At 40.2% G+C, this 16,526-nt stretch carries 16 protein-coding genes; 11 read left to right on the top strand and 5 right to left on the bottom strand.

The features are described from left to right. The first annotated feature begins 22 nt into the window (after positions 1–22). From PSE69_RS03270 to oppF, 7 genes are all read left to right on the top strand, one after another. On the top strand, positions 23–667 hold the full coding sequence (locus tag PSE69_RS03270) for a YchE family NAAT transporter (protein WP_104873511.1): 645 nt from the start codon (positions 23–25) through the stop codon (positions 665–667). A gap of 631 nt (positions 668–1,298) precedes the next feature. Beyond that, positions 1,299–2,912, top strand: coding sequence for an ABC transporter substrate-binding protein (locus tag PSE69_RS03265; RefSeq protein ID WP_014656064.1), 1,614 nt, complete (start codon positions 1,299–1,301; stop codon positions 2,910–2,912). A 92-nt stretch (positions 2,913–3,004) separates the two neighbouring features. Beyond that, the gene (gene oppA / locus PSE69_RS03260; protein WP_014656063.1) at positions 3,005–4,645 is read left to right on the top strand and encodes an oligopeptide ABC transporter substrate-binding protein OppA; all 1,641 of its coding nucleotides are present in this window, start codon (positions 3,005–3,007) and stop codon (positions 4,643–4,645) included. 78 nt (positions 4,646–4,723) lie between these two features. Beyond that, positions 4,724–5,644, top strand: a complete 921-nt coding sequence (gene oppB, locus PSE69_RS03255) for an oligopeptide ABC transporter permease OppB (protein ID WP_004920256.1) — start codon at positions 4,724–4,726, stop codon at positions 5,642–5,644. Between the two features lie 15 nt (positions 5,645–5,659). Further along, positions 5,660–6,568, top strand: a complete 909-nt coding sequence (oppC, locus tag PSE69_RS03250; protein WP_121874634.1) for an oligopeptide ABC transporter permease OppC — start codon at positions 5,660–5,662, stop codon at positions 6,566–6,568. An 11-nt stretch (positions 6,569–6,579) separates the two neighbouring features. Then, the gene (locus tag PSE69_RS03245) at positions 6,580–7,569 is read left to right on the top strand and encodes an ABC transporter ATP-binding protein (protein ID WP_004920252.1); all 990 of its coding nucleotides are present in this window, start codon (positions 6,580–6,582) and stop codon (positions 7,567–7,569) included. After that, positions 7,566–8,567: a murein tripeptide/oligopeptide ABC transporter ATP binding protein OppF gene (gene oppF / locus PSE69_RS03240; protein ID WP_004920250.1), complete on the top strand. Its 1,002-nt coding sequence runs from the start codon at positions 7,566–7,568 to the stop codon at positions 8,565–8,567. The genes PSE69_RS03245 and oppF overlap by 4 nt, the downstream gene beginning before the upstream one ends. Positions 8,568–8,755: 188 nt before the next feature. Here the strand turns inward: oppF and PSE69_RS03235 are convergent, their stop codons facing one another. Together PSE69_RS03235 and cls are read right to left on the bottom strand one after the other, a co-directional pair. Then, positions 8,756–9,088 (bottom strand): HI1450 family dsDNA-mimic protein, encoded by a 333-nt coding sequence (locus PSE69_RS03235; protein WP_004920246.1) that lies wholly within the window; start codon positions 9,086–9,088, stop codon positions 8,756–8,758. A gap of 21 nt (positions 9,089–9,109) precedes the next feature. Further along, complete coding sequence (gene cls / locus PSE69_RS03230) at positions 9,110–10,570, bottom strand: cardiolipin synthase (RefSeq protein ID WP_004920244.1); 1,461 nt, start codon at positions 10,568–10,570, stop codon at positions 9,110–9,112. 316 nt (positions 10,571–10,886) lie between these two features. On the opposite strand from cls, the gene PSE69_RS03225 reads away from it, so the two are divergent. Together PSE69_RS03225 and PSE69_RS03220 are read left to right on the top strand one after the other, a co-directional pair. Beyond that, positions 10,887–11,060 (top strand): YciY family protein, encoded by a 174-nt coding sequence (locus PSE69_RS03225; protein ID WP_004920240.1) that lies wholly within the window; start codon positions 10,887–10,889, stop codon positions 11,058–11,060. A 125-nt stretch (positions 11,061–11,185) separates the two neighbouring features. After that, a complete protein-coding gene (locus PSE69_RS03220; RefSeq protein WP_272675007.1) occupies positions 11,186–11,905 on the top strand; it encodes a TonB family protein in 720 nt (239 codons plus the stop codon). A gap of 88 nt (positions 11,906–11,993) precedes the next feature. Here the strand turns inward: PSE69_RS03220 and yciA are convergent, their stop codons facing one another. Continuing rightward, positions 11,994–12,410 (bottom strand): acyl-CoA thioester hydrolase YciA, encoded by a 417-nt coding sequence (yciA, locus tag PSE69_RS03215; protein WP_004920237.1) that lies wholly within the window; start codon positions 12,408–12,410, stop codon positions 11,994–11,996. A 288-nt stretch (positions 12,411–12,698) separates the two neighbouring features. Here yciA and PSE69_RS03210 point away from each other — a divergent pair, with 288 nt between their 5' ends. After that, a complete protein-coding gene (locus PSE69_RS03210; protein ID WP_004920230.1) occupies positions 12,699–12,893 on the top strand; it encodes a YqaE/Pmp3 family membrane protein in 195 nt (64 codons plus the stop codon). 44 nt (positions 12,894–12,937) lie between these two features. On the opposite strand, the gene PSE69_RS03205 is transcribed toward PSE69_RS03210, so the two are convergent. Next, positions 12,938–13,513: a septation protein A gene (locus PSE69_RS03205; protein ID WP_060561050.1), complete on the bottom strand. Its 576-nt coding sequence runs from the start codon at positions 13,511–13,513 to the stop codon at positions 12,938–12,940. Between the two features lie 228 nt (positions 13,514–13,741). Here PSE69_RS03205 and PSE69_RS03200 point away from each other — a divergent pair, with 228 nt between their 5' ends. After that, entirely contained in the window at positions 13,742–15,463 is a 1,722-nt protein-coding gene (locus PSE69_RS03200; protein ID WP_041704982.1) for a SulP family inorganic anion transporter, read from the top strand. Positions 15,464–15,535: 72 nt separating this feature from the next. On the opposite strand, the gene PSE69_RS03195 is transcribed toward PSE69_RS03200, so the two are convergent. Next, positions 15,536–16,288 (bottom strand): YciC family protein, encoded by a 753-nt coding sequence (locus tag PSE69_RS03195; protein ID WP_072502289.1) that lies wholly within the window; start codon positions 16,286–16,288, stop codon positions 15,536–15,538. Between the last annotated feature and the right edge of the window lie 238 nt (positions 16,289–16,526).

The raw sequence follows: 16,526 nt of genomic DNA, 5'->3' as shown, positions 1-16,526 counted from the left end.
GATTATTTAAAGGTGCTGATGCGTGAGTGCAGGATTACTTGATTTATCAGGCTATATAAAATTTTTTATTGGTCTTTTTGCGTTAGTAAACCCAGTGGGAATTCTGCCTGTGTTTATTAGCATGACTAATTATCAAAGTAGCGCTGGGCGTAACAAAACAAATACGATAGCGAATACTTCTGTCGCTATCATTTTATGTACATCATTATTAATCGGCGATTCAATTCTGCAAGTATTTGGTATTTCTATCGATTCATTCCGCATTGCGGGTGGAATATTAATTGTAACGATTGCAATGTCGATGATCAGTGGGAAAATCGGTGAAGACAAACAAAATAAACAAGAGAAAACAGAAACAGCAGTGCGAGATAGTATCGGGGTAGTACCACTTGCATTACCGCTAATGGCAGGACCGGGGGCAATTAGCTCTTGTATCGTTTGGTCATCTCGGTGGCATGGTTGGCAAAACTTTATCGGTCTGGCGCTGACAAGTATTGTGTTTGCATTTTGCTGTTGGTTACTGTTCCGCTCGGCATCATTGCTTGTTCGCTACTTAGGGCAAACAGGGATTAACGTGGTGACGCGAATTATGGGACTGCTTCTGATGTCTCTGGGGATAGAGTTTATTGTTACAGGGGTTAAAGCATTATTTCCCGGTCTTCTATAATCATTTTTTGACATACTAATTCTCTTGCTCATAGATCACTATTATATGGTGATCTATAAGTGTCTATTACATTAGTAATAATATTCCGATTAAAAAAACGCCAAACAAATAAACACCATTATCGTTTTTTACCTTATAGGTATCACTAATAAAAAATGATGGTGTTATTCTATTAAATGATAGTCATAAATAGATTATCTTTTGCCTGCTAATCTGCTGTTATTTTGTGCTGATTTCAATTCCCTTTTCTTATAATAATATGTCGCATTTTTTGCTAAATAAGGCATAAAAAGTAAGGAAATGTGAGCCAAGTAAATTTTTGCGCTATTTAATTTATTCAATGTTAATGATATGTTTAAACAAGTCTCAATTGTGCGAATAGATGAATAACAGAATAATCATCTATTTATACAATAAAATCATAACGCTTTTAGTTTAATACAGGCTTGTCTAGCTTGCGGGTGATTACACAATTTTAACATTTTGTAACAAAAATGTGAGAGGCCAAAAGTGGATTATTAAAACTAATCCAAAGGGAAATACTCTAAGTTTCAGGGTATGACGCGAAACAAAATAACCAGATAGGATGCTGAAGTTTGTTGTAGCAACCAAATAACCGTTGAGGGTGATAATGAATTTTTTTACCAAGAGTTTGTATTCACTACCTATATTTTTAGTTGCATTACACACTAATGCAGATCCAGTGTCTGCGTCGATTAAGCAAGCGATTACCATTAATAACGGCACAGAGGTTTCGTCATTAGACCCCCATAAAGTCGAAGGGATCCCTGAGAGCAATATTATTCTTAATCTTCTTGAAGGGCTCGTTTATACGGATGTGGATGGTAAGGTGACACCCGGTGTTGCCGAAAGTTGGACTAATGATAATTATACTACATGGGTGTTTACTCTCAGAGATAATGCCAAGTGGAGCGATGGTACACCAGTGACTGCACAAGACTTTGTGTATAGCTGGCAGCGGTTAGCCGACCCTAAAACAGGCTCTCCTTATTCAAGTTACTTGCAAAATGCCTATATTGAGAATGCTTCTGAAATTTTAAAAGGTAAAAAGCCAATTGAGTCTCTTGGTGTGAAAGCGTTGGATGAGAAACATTTGCAAGTCACGTTGACCCATCCAGTACCTTATTTTATCGATATGCTTAATCACACGGCGATGAAGCCCGTAAACAGAAAGGCGATTGAAAAATATGGCGATAAATGGACTCAGCCCAAAAATTTTATCGGCAATGGAGCCTATGTATTAGATAAATGGGTTGTCAATGAACGGATTGTTTTGAAGCGTAATCCACAGTATTGGAATAATCAAAACAGTAAAATTGATGAAGCGACATTTTTAGCTATTTCTTCAGAAGTGAGTGATGTAAACCGTTATCGTAGCGGTGAAATTGATATCAGTAATTCAGCAATTCCGCCTGTTCTTTATAAAAAAATGCAAATAGAACGGCCGAACGAATTATATATTCGTCCTTACCTATGTACGTTCTACTACGAGATTAATAATAGCAAACCACCATTTACCGATCCGAGAGTACGAGAGGCGATAAAGCTCGGGTTAGATAGGGAAACCATTACGAATAAAATAATGGCACAAGGGCAAATTGTTGCTTATGGTTTTACACCTACTTTCATTAATAATGGCGATTTTTCCCCACCAGAGTGGGCAAATTGGAGTAATGAAAAACGCTACCAGCGTGCAAAGGCTCTTTTGGAAGAAGCGGGTTACAATGCGCAAAATCCACTGAAATTCTCACTTCTGTATAACACATCCGATCAAAATAAACAGCAGGCTATCGTCGCAGCTTCAATGTGGAAAAAAAATATTGGGGCCGAGGTAAGTTTACAAAATCAAGAATGGAAGACATCGTTACAGAGTCGCCATGATGGTAACTATGATGTTGTGCGTGCGACTTGGTGCGCTGATTATAATGAACCATCGGCATTTTTAAATATTATGTCGTCAGATAGCAGTAATAACACCGCATTTTATAAAAACTCAGAATTCGATGCTTTGTTAGAAAAGGCATTGAGCGCGCCAGATGACGCCAGTCGTAAACAAATCTATCAGCAGGCGGAAGCACTACTCGATCAAGATTCAGCGATTATTCCCGTCTATTATCGGGTCAGTGTGCGTTTAATTAAACCTTCGGTTGGTGGATTCAAAGGAAAAGACCCTCTTGATAATATGGATATTAAACGGTTATATATAAATCAAGATAATAAATAGTAATTAAATAATTAAAAAAACAGTTTACCGAATGGGTAAACATATTAATCCACAATGTCACCATAATATATGGTATGGGAGTAACGGATAAAATGAGTAAACACATTCATAAAACCATGATTGCTTTAGGTGTTGCCGCTGGATTGATGACAGGGGGGATAGCGAGCAGCTTTGCCGCTACAGTGCCTGCTGGTGTTGAACTTGCAGAAAAACAAACGTTAGTCCGTAATAATGGCTCTGAACCTCAATCCCTAGATCCACATAAAATTGAAGGTGTTCCTGAATCGGCTTTAGCGCGTGATCTCTTTGAAGGTTTAACGGTCGTAGGTCCTAATGGTGAAATCTTACCTGGCTCAGCTGTAAGTTGGGAAAATAAAGATTTTAAAGAGTGGACGTTTAAAATTCGTGAAGGGGCTAAATGGTCAAACGGTGACCCTGTAACAGCACAAGACTTCGTTTATAGTTTCCAACGTATCGTTGACCCTGATACCGCTTCTCCTTATGCGAGCTATCTACAATATGCACACATTAAGAATGTCGATGATATTATTACCGGAAAGAAAAAACCCGAAGAGCTGGGTGTTAAAGCATTAGATGATCATACTCTTGTGCTGGAGTTAAGTGAGGCGGTTCCTTATATCCCCAAATTGATGATCCACTCATCAATGTCACCAGTTAATAAAAAAGTGGTTGAGAAATATGGCGCTAAATGGACGCAACCACAAAACTTTGTAGGCAATGGTGCTTATAAACTAAAAGATTGGACCGTTAACGAACGTATCGTTCTTGAGCGTAGTCCAACATATTGGGATAACGCTAATACCATTATCGATCAAGTGACCTACCTGCCGATTTCTTCAGAGGTGACTGACGTTAACCGCTACCGCAGCGGTGAAATTGATATGACCTATAGCAATTTACCAATTGAGCAATTTAAGAGCCTACAAAAAAGCATGCCTAATGAGTTACGCGTGAACCCATATCTGTGCATTTATTACTACGAAATTAATAACGAAAAACCGCCATTTAATGACCCTCGAGTCAGAGAGGCATTGAAGCTATCAATGGATAGGGATGTGATCACCTATAAAGTGAAGGCTCAAGGGGATATTCCGGCATATGGTTTCACACCGCCATTTACCAGTGGCATGAAAACTGAAAAACCGGATTGGTATACCAACATGACGCAAGAGCAACGCAATGAAAAAGCGAAACAGCTACTTGAAGAGGCTGGTTATAATAAATCAAATCCGTTGAAATTTAACCTGCTGTATAACACCTCCGATTTACATAAACGTATTGCCATTGCTGCATCATCAATGTGGAAGAAAAATATCGGCGCAGAAGTGAAATTGGAAAACCAAGAGTGGAAAACCTTCTTAGATAGCCGACACCAAGGTGCTTATGATGTCGCACGTGCAGGATGGTGTGCTGACTATAATGAACCGTCTTCCTTCCTCAATATGTTACTGTCTAATAGTAGTAATAATACGGTTCACTATAAGAACAAAGAATTTGATGCGGTGATGAAGCAGACTTTGCAAGTGAAAACAGATGAAGAACGTTCTGATTTGTACAATAAAGCAGAAAAAATCCTAGATAAAGACTCCGCTGTTGTGCCTCTTTATTACTATGTTAATACTCGTTTAGTTAAGCCGTATGTAGGTGGGTATACAGGAAAAGACCCGCTAGACAACCTGCATACAAAAGACCTTTATATTATCAAGCACTAACAATAATAATCCGGCTCTTCGGAGCCGGATAACAATATGATTATTGGTCCGACTAAGCAACGGAAGTAGGAAAGGGCAATGTTAAAATTTATTTTACGGCGTTTACTTGAAGCGATCCCGACACTTTTTATTCTTATTACAATTTCATTTTTTATGATGCGTTTAGCACCAGGCAGCCCTTTTACGGGGGAACGTAAATTACCACCTGAAGTTATGGCAAATATTGAAGCGAAATACCATCTGAATGACCCTATGTATAAACAGTATTTCAGCTATTTAGTTCAATTATCTAAAGGTGACTTTGGTCCATCATTTAAATATAAAGACTACAGCGTTAACGACTTAGTGGCGAAAGCCTTCCCAGTGTCTGCGAAATTAGGTGCAACTGCTTTTATCGTCGCCGTCTTCTTTGGTGTGACAGCGGGGGTTATTGCCGCATTGAATCAAAATAGCAAATGGGATTTTACAGTCATGGGGTTCGCCATGACGGGGGTTGTCATCCCAAGCTTTGTTGTGGCACCGTTATTGGTGCTGATATTCGCCATTCATTTGAAATGGCTCCCCGGTGGTGGCTGGGATGGTGGTAACCTCAAACATATGATTTTGCCGATGGTGGCATTATCACTAGCTTATATTGCAAGTATTTCGCGTATTACGCGTGGCTCCATGATTGAAATCATGCACTCCAACTTTATTCGTACAGCACGCGCAAAAGGCTTACCACTGCGTACGATCATTTTACGACATGCTTTAAAACCAGCATTACTCCCTGTGCTTTCTTATATGGGGCCTGCTTTTGTGGGGATTATTACGGGTTCGATGGTTATTGAAACTATCTTTGGTTTACCAGGTATAGGGCAATTGTTTGTTAATGGCGCGTTGAACCGTGATTACTCTTTGGTGCTTAGCCTAACAATCTTAGTTGGCGTATTAACGATTACCTTTAACGCTATTGTCGATGTGCTGTATGCCGTTATCGACCCGAAAATTCGCTATTAGTCCGGAGAGAACGCTATGTTATTAAATCAAAAAAATAGTGAAGCTCCGGAAAAGCTTTCTGAGCAATTAGATATTGAAGGGCGCAGTTTATGGCAGGATGCACGACGTCGGTTTATGCATAACCGAGCGGCAATTTTTAGCCTCTTTATCCTATTTTTGATCACCTTATTTGTCATCTTTGCCCCCATGTTATCTCCCTTTTTATATGATGATACTGATTGGGAAATGATGTCGATGCCTCCTGATTTGGCAAGTGGTCACTATTTTGGCACCGACGCCTCTGGCCGTGATCTTTTGGTGAGGGTAGCGATTGGTGGACGAATTTCTCTGATGGTAGGGGTGGCTGCTGCATTGGTTGCCGTGGTTGTTGGTACCTTATATGGCTCTATTGCAGGTTATGTTGGCGGGAAAGTGGACTCCATCATGATGCGTTTGTTGGAGATCTTAAACTCATTTCCATTTATGTTTTTTGTGATCTTGTTGGTAACACTCTTCGGTACAAATATCTTATTGATATTTGTTGCGATAGGGATGGTTTCTTGGCTGGATATGGCGCGTATCGTTCGTGGGCAAACTTTAGGACTGAAACGCAAAGAGTTTATTGAGGCTGCTTTAGTTTGTGGGGTGAGTACGCGTCATATTATTTTGCGCCATATCGTTCCTAATGTATTAGGTGTGGTTGTGGTGTATGCGTCATTACTGGTGCCAAGTATGATCCTATTTGAATCATTTTTAAGCTTTCTAGGGTTAGGGACACAAGAGCCGCTTAGTAGCTGGGGAGCGTTATTGAGTGATGGGGCAAACTCAATGGAAGTGACGCCATGGCTATTACTGATCCCCGCGGGTTTTCTAGTAGTAACTCTGTTTTGTTTTAACTTTATCGGCGATGGTTTACGTGATGCCCTCGACCCGAAAGACCGTTAGAGGGAGCTATTATGTCTAATATTCAATCATCTAACCCTCTCTTGAGTGTAAAAGATCTCAATGTGACCTTTTCAACTCCTGATGGTGATGTCACCGCAGTCAACAAGTTGAATTTTGAACTACGTGCTGGCGAAACACTGGGTATTGTCGGTGAGTCAGGCTCAGGAAAATCACAAACAGCATTTGCATTAATGGGGCTGTTAGCGCGTAACGGCAAAATAGGTGGCTCAGCGATATTTAACGGGCGTGAAATTTTAAATTTAAAAGAAAAAGCGTTAAATAAGATGCGTGCGGAAGAAATCTCTATCATCTTCCAAGACCCGATGACCTCTCTCAATCCATATTTAAAGATTGGCACACAATTATCTGAAGTGTTAATGCTACATAAAGGGATGAGTAAGCAAGAGGCATTTGAGGAATCTGTTCGCATGTTAGATGCCGTTAAAATGCCAGAAGCACGTAAACGAATGAATATGTATCCCCATGAGTTTTCTGGGGGGATGCGTCAACGGGTTATGATTGCGATGGCGTTATTGTGTCAGCCTAAGTTATTGATTGCCGATGAGCCGACAACCGCGTTAGATGTCACGGTTCAAGCACAAATCATGACTCTGTTAAATGAACTGAAAAAAGAGTTTGATACCGCTATTATCTTGATCACCCATGATTTAGGGGTCGTCGCTGGCGTGTGTGACAAAGTGTTAGTGATGTATGCGGGGCGCACTATGGAGTATGGCTCAGCCCGAGATATTTTCTATCAACCCTCTCATCCTTATTCATTAGGGCTACTTGCCGCAGTGCCGCGTTTGGATGGCGATGATGAAAGCCTAGCGACCATAGCGGGTAACCCTCCTAACTTATTGCGCTTACCAAAAGGCTGCCCATTCTCGCCACGTTGCCAATATGCGAATGCACAATGTATTGAACAAGAGCCTGAGCTGAATGCATTTTCAGCGGGTCGATTAAGAGCTTGCTTTAAGCCGGTGGAGGAGCTGGTATGACACAACATGAAAATAGGCCAGTTTTGCTCGAGGTCAATGATTTAAAAGTGCATTTCTCTATTCGAGATAAAAAACAGTGGTTCTGGCAGCCTGATAAAAGCTTAAAAGCTGTTGATGGCGTGACGTTACGTCTGTATGAAGGCGAAACATTAGGTGTTGTTGGGGAGTCAGGGTGCGGGAAATCAACTTTCGCACGTGCCATTATTGGCTTAGTAAAATCGACAGGCGGCTCTGTGAGCTGGCTGGGGAATAATTTATTAGGATTAAATGAAAAACAGTGGCGGGATATACGTAGCGATATTCAAATGATTTTCCAAGATCCTTTGGCATCGCTGAACCCTCGCATGACGATAGGCGACATTATTGCCGAGCCACTGAAAACGTATAATCCAAAAATGCCGCAATCTGAAGTGATCGAAAAGGTCAGAAAAATGATGATGCGGGTAGGGTTATTACCTAATCTGATTAACCGTTATCCCCATGAATTTTCAGGGGGGCAGTGCCAGCGTATTGGGATAGCAAGGGCATTGATCCTTGAGCCTAAACTGGTCATTTGTGATGAGCCTGTCTCTGCACTTGATGTCTCTATTCAAGCGCAAGTCGTTAACTTATTACAAGAGCTTCAAAGGGAAATGGGCCTATCCTTAATATTTATTGCCCATGACCTCGCGGTCGTCAAACATATCTCTGACCGTGTATTAGTGATGTATTTGGGAAATGCCGTTGAATTAGGCACCTATGATGAAGTGTATAACAATCCACTTCATCCTTATACCAAAGCACTAATGTCTGCGGTACCCGTTCCTGATCCTGACAAGGAAAAAAATAAAACCATTGAATTACTTGAAGGGGAACTGCCGTCACCGATTAATCCGCCTTCAGGTTGTGTATTTAGAACTCGCTGTCCACTTGCTGATGAAGGCTGTGCTAAAACAAAACCTTTATTAGAAGGGAGCTTTAAACATGCGGTATCTTGTTTAAAAGTTGATCCACTATAACGGATTTGTATGCCTAGTTAGAATGCCAGTTAGTGATGCTGACTGGCATTTTTCTTGGGATCATTTATTGATATTGACCATAAAAATCGCGCCCTAACTTAAAAGCTAGGGCGCGTTTAGCGAATTTAAATTCACGATTACTTTTAATAGCAGGTTGCTATATCCTCATTGCGGCATGTTTAACGAAACTAGCGCTTCCATAAAATATGGTGAAAAGGTTGGGCTGGATGGCGGCTAATTAAAATGCGGGCAAAAATGTCAGCAATTTCATCGTCATCGGATTGCGCCAACCCAATAATCACTTCACTCAATGTATCTAAATCAAAATCAGGCTGAATAACATCCTGCCAATGTTGGCTGAGAGGAACAATTTCAGCCGCGCCACACTCTTCAAATTGCAATGCAAAAATAACCTGATCGGCTGGCTCTAAATTATCCATTGCTTGCTCAAGGAACAGGTCATAGGCTATCTCAATGATTTCGTCTTCATCAATAAGTTTAATGGATTGTGGCTTAGTCATGACAGTTCCTAAAATAAAAAATTACAATAACGGGCTAAAGAAATAGCATAAACGTTCAACAACTCGGTTCCAGAAAGGCCGTTGCTCCCACTCTTCTATCTCAAGGCGTGTGGAACGTGCGATATAATCATATTGAACAAGAGTAAGGTCACTACCAAAGTTTTTATCATCAATCACAACAGTTATTTCAAAATTCAGCCATAAGCTTCGCATATCTAAGTTAACTGAACCAACGAGGCTTAGTTCACCATCGACCAGAACACTCTTAGTGTGTAGCAGGCCATCTTCAAATTGATAAATTTTCACGCCAGCTTCAAGTAGTTCAGTATAAAACGAACGGCTTGCCCAGCGCACGAGAAATGAATCATTTTGCCTTGGCATAACAATACTGACATCAACTCCGCGCATGGCAGCAGTACAAATCGCGTGCAATAGATCATCACTCGGCACGAAATAAGGGGTCGTCATGATAAGCTGTTTGCGGGCAGAGAAAATAGCCGTCATCAGTGATTGTTGGATCAACTCATCAGGGAACCCTGGCCCAGATGCAATCATTTGAGTGGTGTGACCGTTAGCTTGCTCAAATGGCATAATATTCGTGTCTGGGGGGGGTGGCAAAATACGTTGCCCCGTTTCCATTTCCCAGTCAAAGGCGTAGACAATACCTAATGTCGTGCTGACAGGGCCTTCCATGCGCACAAGGATATCCACCCATTCACCGACCCCTGCATCCTGTTTAAAGTAGCGAGGGTCAACCATATTCATACTTCCAGTATATGAAATATAATTATCAATCACGATAATTTTGCGGTGCTGACGCAAGTCCATGCGGCGTAAGAAAAAACGCATTAAATTGACTTTTAAGGATTCGATAAACTCAATACCTGCCGCACGCATTTTATCGGGGTAATCGCTACGGAAGAAATGCCAGCTACCCGCCGAGTCAACCATAATACGGCATTTGACACCTCGCTTAGCGGCATTGAGTAGGGCTTCAGTGACACCATCTACCAATCCCCCGGGTTGCCAGATATAAAATACCATCTCGATTGAGTGCTGTGCATTATTGATATCATTGACAATCGATTTTAATGACTCTTCACAAGTGGTCATCAATTGAATTCGATTGCCTTTAACGCCAGCAATACCTTGCCGTTTCTCACACAATTGAAACAGTGGCTCGGCAACAGGACTATTTTCAGTGGCAAAAATGTGTTTAGAGTGACGTAAATTCTCGAGCCAAGTTGCCACAGAGGGCCACATCTGTTGCGCTTTATCAACCCGCCGTTTACCTAAATGCAACTCACCGAAGGCAATATAAGCAATGATACCGACCAATGGCAGAATGTAGATGATCAGTAACCAGGTCATCGCTGAAGTGACAGGGCGTCGTTTAACAAGGATTCGAACGGTAATTGCTGCAATGACTAGCCAATAGACGAAAAATAATAACCAGCTCAATAGCGTATACACAGTTGCCATAATCGATTACATGCCTCACAAATTGGAGAGTGTAAAAATAGTCAAAAAATGAAACAGATTTGATAAAAAATAAAAATTGATGCTAACACTGATAGAATTTAGCAAACATTCATCGTAAAAGCTTTGCTAAATCTTATAGATTAATGGTGAAAAAACAATTAATTCTATTTATAAGTTCCCCTTTAGCATCATGAACATCGTTATTCGAACGGTTTTTTTATCAAATGACAGGTATTTCTTGGCTAGCGTGACCAAAGGTCTATAATATTTTGCCAATTTCATATGTAGTTAAACTCAGTAATAAAAGGATAGAAAAATGAGACGTAGTAGGCATGAAGTTGGTCGCTGGCGGATGTTGAGACAATCATTACGTCGCCGTCGTCGCTGGCTTGAAGGGCACTCAAGGCGCAATATGACTATTTACGCGATAAGAAAATTTGATATCTACAAACGCCGTCGCTCCTTGCTATTTACCCAGTGGAGTGAGTGAAAAGATTGAGGTCCGGTTTCACAATTTTCGCTTTGAGTGACAAACCTTATTGAATATGATTGCTATTTGCATTTAAACTATCAGTCATATTCTTAAGGTTTAAAGTCGTAGGGTAGAAAATTCTTATGCGTTGGATCCGTTGGCCTCTTATTATTATCATTTCATTGTCTATTCACGCAGGGCTTGCTATGGCATGGATTTTCAATCAACCGAAAATGCCCCCTGTGGTGGAGCCAATAACGGTTGCCATGGTCTCGTTTGAATCAGATGAACCAGCGGAGGTGCCTGCCGCTGAACCTCAACCTGCACCCGAACCGGAACCCGAGCCGATTGTTGAGCCTGAGCCTGTTGTAAAACCTGCGATCGCGCTAGAAAAGAAACCTGAAGTTAAGAAAAAACCAAAACCTAAGAAAGAAGAAAAGCGTGAAATCAAAAAGGATGTTAAACCTGTTGAGAAACAGTTAGCGAAAAATGATCTGAAACCGTTATCTAATCTTAACGCAGGGGCACCTAAATCGAATACCAACGTCATGGCGAATAACAAAGGGGCAACGAACAGTGCTCAATCGTCAGAGCGTCGTGGCCCTAAAGCGCTACGCAAGCAGGCACCTGCATACCCAGACCGCGCTCGTCGCTTAGGTAAAGATGGCTATGTTAAAGTACGTTATGACATCACTGAAGATGGCCGCGTTACGAATATTGAATTTGTAGAATCTTCACCTAAAGGTTTATTTGAACGTGATGTAAAACGCGCGATGAACCGTTGGGTTTTTGAAAAACTTCCAGCAAAAGGTTATGTCACAGAAATCTACTTTAAAATTGATGGTACGGTGAGCCAAGTTTAAAGCAATAATCAAAATAGACTCTAAATAAACCCCCATAACAGAGAGTGTTGTGGGGGTTTTATCGTTAAGGGCGATAGATATGCAGGCGCTATTCAGTGCTTTCTAACTGAAAATGCTGTTTCTCTTTTGGCAGTTCACGAGGTGTATTATCATCATTAACGGCAACATAGGTAAAAACGGCATCGGTTGCACGATAACGATGGCCTACAGGCTCCGTTGCCACTTTTTTAACCCATACTTCGATATTAATGGTAATGGAGCTTTTGCCCGTTTTTAAGCAACGAGCGTAACAACATACCACATCACCTACGGCGACGGGCTTTTGAAATTTAATACCATTCACCGCCACAGTAACCACACGACCCAGCGCGATCTCTTTGGCTAATATCGCGCCACCTATATCCATTTGAGACATTAGCCAGCCGCCAAAAATATCCCCATTTGCATTTGTATCGGCAGGCATAGCTAAAGTACGTAGAACTAATTCCCCGTTTGGTAATTGCATATCAAACTCTTTATCAAAATATAAAACGATTCAAATTCGTTTTTTATCATAAACTAGAATCAGAGTATTCGTCACGATGAATCATGTTTCGACGACTTCATTGCTGCCAAAAACAGCAAAGGGGAGCTTTAATTGTTTATTATGCAGGGTAAACCATAAACATAATCAATGTAATAGACTAAAAAAATGCAAAGAAACTGCAAGAAGTGTTTTTTATATTTCATATTGAAAGTTGACTGTCTACAATGGCGATATCCTAGGTTTTTAAGTCTGTAGTGGAGAGGTGACATGAGATTAATATTGGCAATTTTGCTACCGTGGCTGCAATTTTTTACTATTGGTCGCCCATTTGCAGGTATTATTTGTCTGATCTTACAAATTACTTTAATCGGTTGGCTTCCAGCAGCGATTTGGTCAGTGTATGCATTATCGCAATACAATACAGATAAGAAAATCGAACAAGCATTAGGTAAAGGACGTTAAAGACAAAAAAAACCTGCTTTTGCAGGTTTTTTTATTTAATACGTTTATTTTTCTTCTTTAGTTTGTTCTGTTGGCTGCTCTCTAGGCTCTTTGGACATATTTTTATAAATATAAATCACACTGAGCACAGTAAAAATCAGAGTACCAGCGGTTAAACCGAACACCTTAAAATTCATCCAAACATCTAAAGGCAACCAAAATGCGATATAAACATTCAGCGCAGCACATGCAATAAAGAAAATCACCCATGCACTATTTAACTTGACCCAAATGTTGTCTGGCAGCCTAATTTCTTGATTATTGCCTAACATACGTTGAATTAATGGTTTTTCAGTAAACCATTGGCTAATCAATAATGCCAGTGCAAACAGTGCATAGATAATGGTCACCTTCCACTTTATAAAAGAATCCGTGTGGAAAATAAGAGTGAGAGAAGCAAAAATCATCACAATCAGACAGGTGATTTTGGCCACTTTTTCGACGTGCTTATAAATTAAATAAGTTGCGAGTAACGCAAGAGGCGTCGCTACTAATAGAGCACCACTGGCATAATAGATACCATAAATTTTATAGACAATAAAAAATATCACCAGAGGGATAAAATCAATAAGTTGTTTCATAACCGTGGTTACCGAAGCCTTGCATAAAAAATAATGAGGTAGTTTAACTGATTTTTGCGCTAATTGTTAAAAATTTGCTTCTTTTTACCAATAAACATGCTTTGTTACCAATCATATTTGCACTATTTTACTTTTATTTGAGATAAGTGATAGATAATCTTTAATATATCGGATATATATAGTATTTATAATAATTTAACTCATTAATTTTTAGAGAGTTTTCCGACAATGATAAAGGCGAGACTGTTTGTCTGGATGCCTGGCTTAGAAACGTTATTTAATTATCGTTTTGCTGATTTTGGTCCTGATATAAAAGCGGGGTTATCGGTTGCTGCAGTCGCTTTGCCTGTTGCAATTGCGTACGCCGAACTCATGGGAATAAATGCGATTATAGGGTTATATGCCTGTGTTTTTCCAATGATTATCTACGCATTATTTGGCACATCTAAACAGTTAATTATTGGTCCCGATGCGGCGACTTGTGCGGTAATCGCTGCGGCGGTCAGTCCTTTAGCTATGGGGGATGATGCGACGCGATGGCAATTGATAATTGTCATGAGTTTGATGACAGGGATTTGGTGTTTAATTGCCGCACGATTTAGGTTAGGAACTTTTGCTGATTTTTTATCACGACCTATTTTGCAAGGGTTATTAAATGGAGTCGCATTAACTATTATTGTCAGCCAGATAGGGAAAATATTTGGTATTACTCAGTTACCGAGCGGTTTTATTGAACGTTTGGTGGCGTTTCCTACCGCGCTATTAGATAGTCATATTCCTACGTTACTGATGTCAGTTGCGACGCTCGCGGTTATCATTGTGATCAAAAAAGTACGTAATCTGTGGCCATCACTATTAATTGCAATGGTTTTGGCAACCTTGGTCAGTTATGTATTTAATATTGAAAAATATGGTATCAGTATTGTAGGGGATTTAGGTGAGGGGTTACCTTTTATTCCAATGCCGCAGTTTGATCCTGGTTTAATGCGTGACCTGATCACTCCGTCACTTAACTTAGCCGTTATTAGCTTTGTTAGTTTTATGATGACGGCAAGAAGTTTTGCAAGTAAAAATGGCTATTCTGTCGATGCCGATCAAGAGTTACGAGCATTGGGAATGGCAAATCTCGCCTCAGCGTTGTCACAAGGATTTGCTGTAAGTGCCGCCAGCAGCCGTACTGCCGTTAATGATATGATGGGGGGTAAAACCCAACTCGTCTCTATTGTTGCGGCGTTAGCTATTTTAATCGTACTTTTATTTTCGGTTGATCTATTAGAGTACATCCCAATGCCAGCGTTGGGAATGGTACTGGTTGTATCGACATGGTCACTACTTAGTTTTCGTAATATTTTATCGATGCGTAAACGTAATAAGCAAGCCTTTACACTGAGCATTTTTACGTTAGGTGCAGTGCTGGTGGCAGGGTTGATTAACGGCGTGGGATTGGCAGTTTTACTGGGGTTATTACAATTTATCAGAGTTATTTTTCGCCCAACAGACCAATTGTTAGGGGTCGATGACCAAGGAATGTTGCATTCGATTTCTAAAGATAATGGCGTTCAACCTGTTGAAGACGTGCTTATCTACCGGTTTAACTCTCCATTGACCTATTTTAACGTTAACTATTTTAAAGAGCGTTTAAATAAGCATTTGGATAACCAGCCTAAACGTCCTGCATGGGTGATTGTCGATGCTGCTGTTAGTTTCACTCATAATGATGTGAGTGTTTTTTCGGCCTTGAACGATATCGTGACTGGATTAAAGGCAAAAGGAGTGACGTTAGTACTCGCGGGGAGAAGAACATCAATCAACAGTTGGCTAGAGAAAAATAAAATTAGTCGCTCAGATGATGATCTGTTAGTCGTACCTGATATCTATTTTGCTATCCGTTTGATCCAAAGTAAGCAACAAAAACAGATAAAAGAGATGGAAGAACAAGTTACGCTCTAGTTTCGATTTAAAATGAAAAACTGCACCTAATAATAACTAGGTGCAGTTTTTTTATGGTGCCAGTGAACAACACTATTTGAGATTCACCAGCATATATAGGCGGAAAAAATAAAGCAGGACAAAGGCTGCAATCAGGTTATTGACAAAAAATGAAATCCCGTTAGATACGATATAATTCAGTTCAAACATATTAAAAAGTAAAGCGACCAGCATTTGTGATGCTAGCCAAATCATAATCATAGGTAAGATGATACGCCAATTTGCATAGGCTATTTTCCAGCTTTTACCTATTGCGCTAAATGGACTCACATTTTCGCTGATTAGCACGGCAGGGGCTAAGGAAAAGCCAATTGCAAGAAGAACCCCAGGAACGATAAACAAGTTAATCCCTATCTGCACAAGCAAAGAGCAAATGAGGACGAGTAAAAAAATAGAAGGGATTTTTGGCAATGATGAGGATAGGGCTTGCATAGCAGTAATATCTTCACCACGTGAAAGACGGTTGATATAGGATAAAACCCCACAAATTAATATGGTGCTACCTAAGATAGTGGGGAGGAGTGTACCAAAGAAAACATGGATGATCGCATTTTTTTCTTTATCTGTCATATTTTCCAACCAGTATTGGGCGCCCTGACTCCCTACTTCAGTGAGTTTTTTAAGAGATTCAAGATAAGTCACAAAAAGTTGTGGATCGGGTATCAATATAGCGTAAATAATAACGCTCACAACAGCTGCTAACAGCGCTATTGTGAATAGGCCACCTAACTGATTTTTGAAAAAATTCACACTATCATTGATGAGTGAGTTGGCCGAAATGGACATGTAACTGCTCCTATCTACAAACGGGATAAAATTTTAGCTGATTGTAACTGAGTATCTATCGCATAGGTAGAGAAAGATCAGAAAAGACTGGGGGTGAGCAAAAAAGGAGCAGTCAGCGTGAAGGCTGATTAGCAAAGGCGATTTCATTTATTTTTACTATCTTTATTAAGGGATATTTTAAATACAACTTTAAGTGGTGTATTAAATTTAAAAGCGAGGTAATCAATTCTTATTTTAA

The organism is Providencia sp. PROV122 (genome assembly GCF_028482365.1).
GTDB classification, from domain to species: domain Bacteria; phylum Pseudomonadota; class Gammaproteobacteria; order Enterobacterales; family Enterobacteriaceae; genus Providencia; species Providencia stuartii.
The sequence above is the reverse complement of the archived record's forward strand: the minus strand, read 5'-3'. Positions and strand labels throughout refer to the sequence as shown.

Coding starts and splice junctions, on each gene's coding strand:
- PSE69_RS03225 (WP_004920240.1), top strand. CDS start 10,887: ATGAGACGTAGTAGGCATGAAGTTGGTCGCTGGCGGATGTTGAGACAA.
- PSE69_RS03235 (WP_004920246.1), bottom strand. CDS start 9,088: ATGACTAAGCCACAATCCATTAAACTTATTGATGAAGACGAAATCATT.
- PSE69_RS03220 (WP_272675007.1), top strand. CDS start 11,186: ATGCGTTGGATCCGTTGGCCTCTTATTATTATCATTTCATTGTCTATT.
- PSE69_RS03245 (WP_004920252.1), top strand. CDS start 6,580: ATGTCTAATATTCAATCATCTAACCCTCTCTTGAGTGTAAAAGATCTC.
- yciA (WP_004920237.1), bottom strand. CDS start 12,410: ATGCAATTACCAAACGGGGAATTAGTTCTACGTACTTTAGCTATGCCT.
- cls (WP_004920244.1), bottom strand. CDS start 10,570: ATGGCAACTGTGTATACGCTATTGAGCTGGTTATTATTTTTCGTCTAT.
- oppF (WP_004920250.1), top strand. CDS start 7,566: ATGACACAACATGAAAATAGGCCAGTTTTGCTCGAGGTCAATGATTTA.
- PSE69_RS03205 (WP_060561050.1), bottom strand. CDS start 13,513: ATGAAACAACTTATTGATTTTATCCCTCTGGTGATATTTTTTATTGTC.
- PSE69_RS03200 (WP_041704982.1), top strand. CDS start 13,742: ATGATAAAGGCGAGACTGTTTGTCTGGATGCCTGGCTTAGAAACGTTA.
- PSE69_RS03265 (WP_014656064.1), top strand. CDS start 1,299: ATGAATTTTTTTACCAAGAGTTTGTATTCACTACCTATATTTTTAGTT.
- oppA (WP_014656063.1), top strand. CDS start 3,005: ATGAGTAAACACATTCATAAAACCATGATTGCTTTAGGTGTTGCCGCT.
- oppC (WP_121874634.1), top strand. CDS start 5,660: ATGTTATTAAATCAAAAAAATAGTGAAGCTCCGGAAAAGCTTTCTGAG.
- oppB (WP_004920256.1), top strand. CDS start 4,724: ATGTTAAAATTTATTTTACGGCGTTTACTTGAAGCGATCCCGACACTT.
- PSE69_RS03210 (WP_004920230.1), top strand. CDS start 12,699: ATGAGATTAATATTGGCAATTTTGCTACCGTGGCTGCAATTTTTTACT.
- PSE69_RS03195 (WP_072502289.1), bottom strand. CDS start 16,288: ATGTCCATTTCGGCCAACTCACTCATCAATGATAGTGTGAATTTTTTC.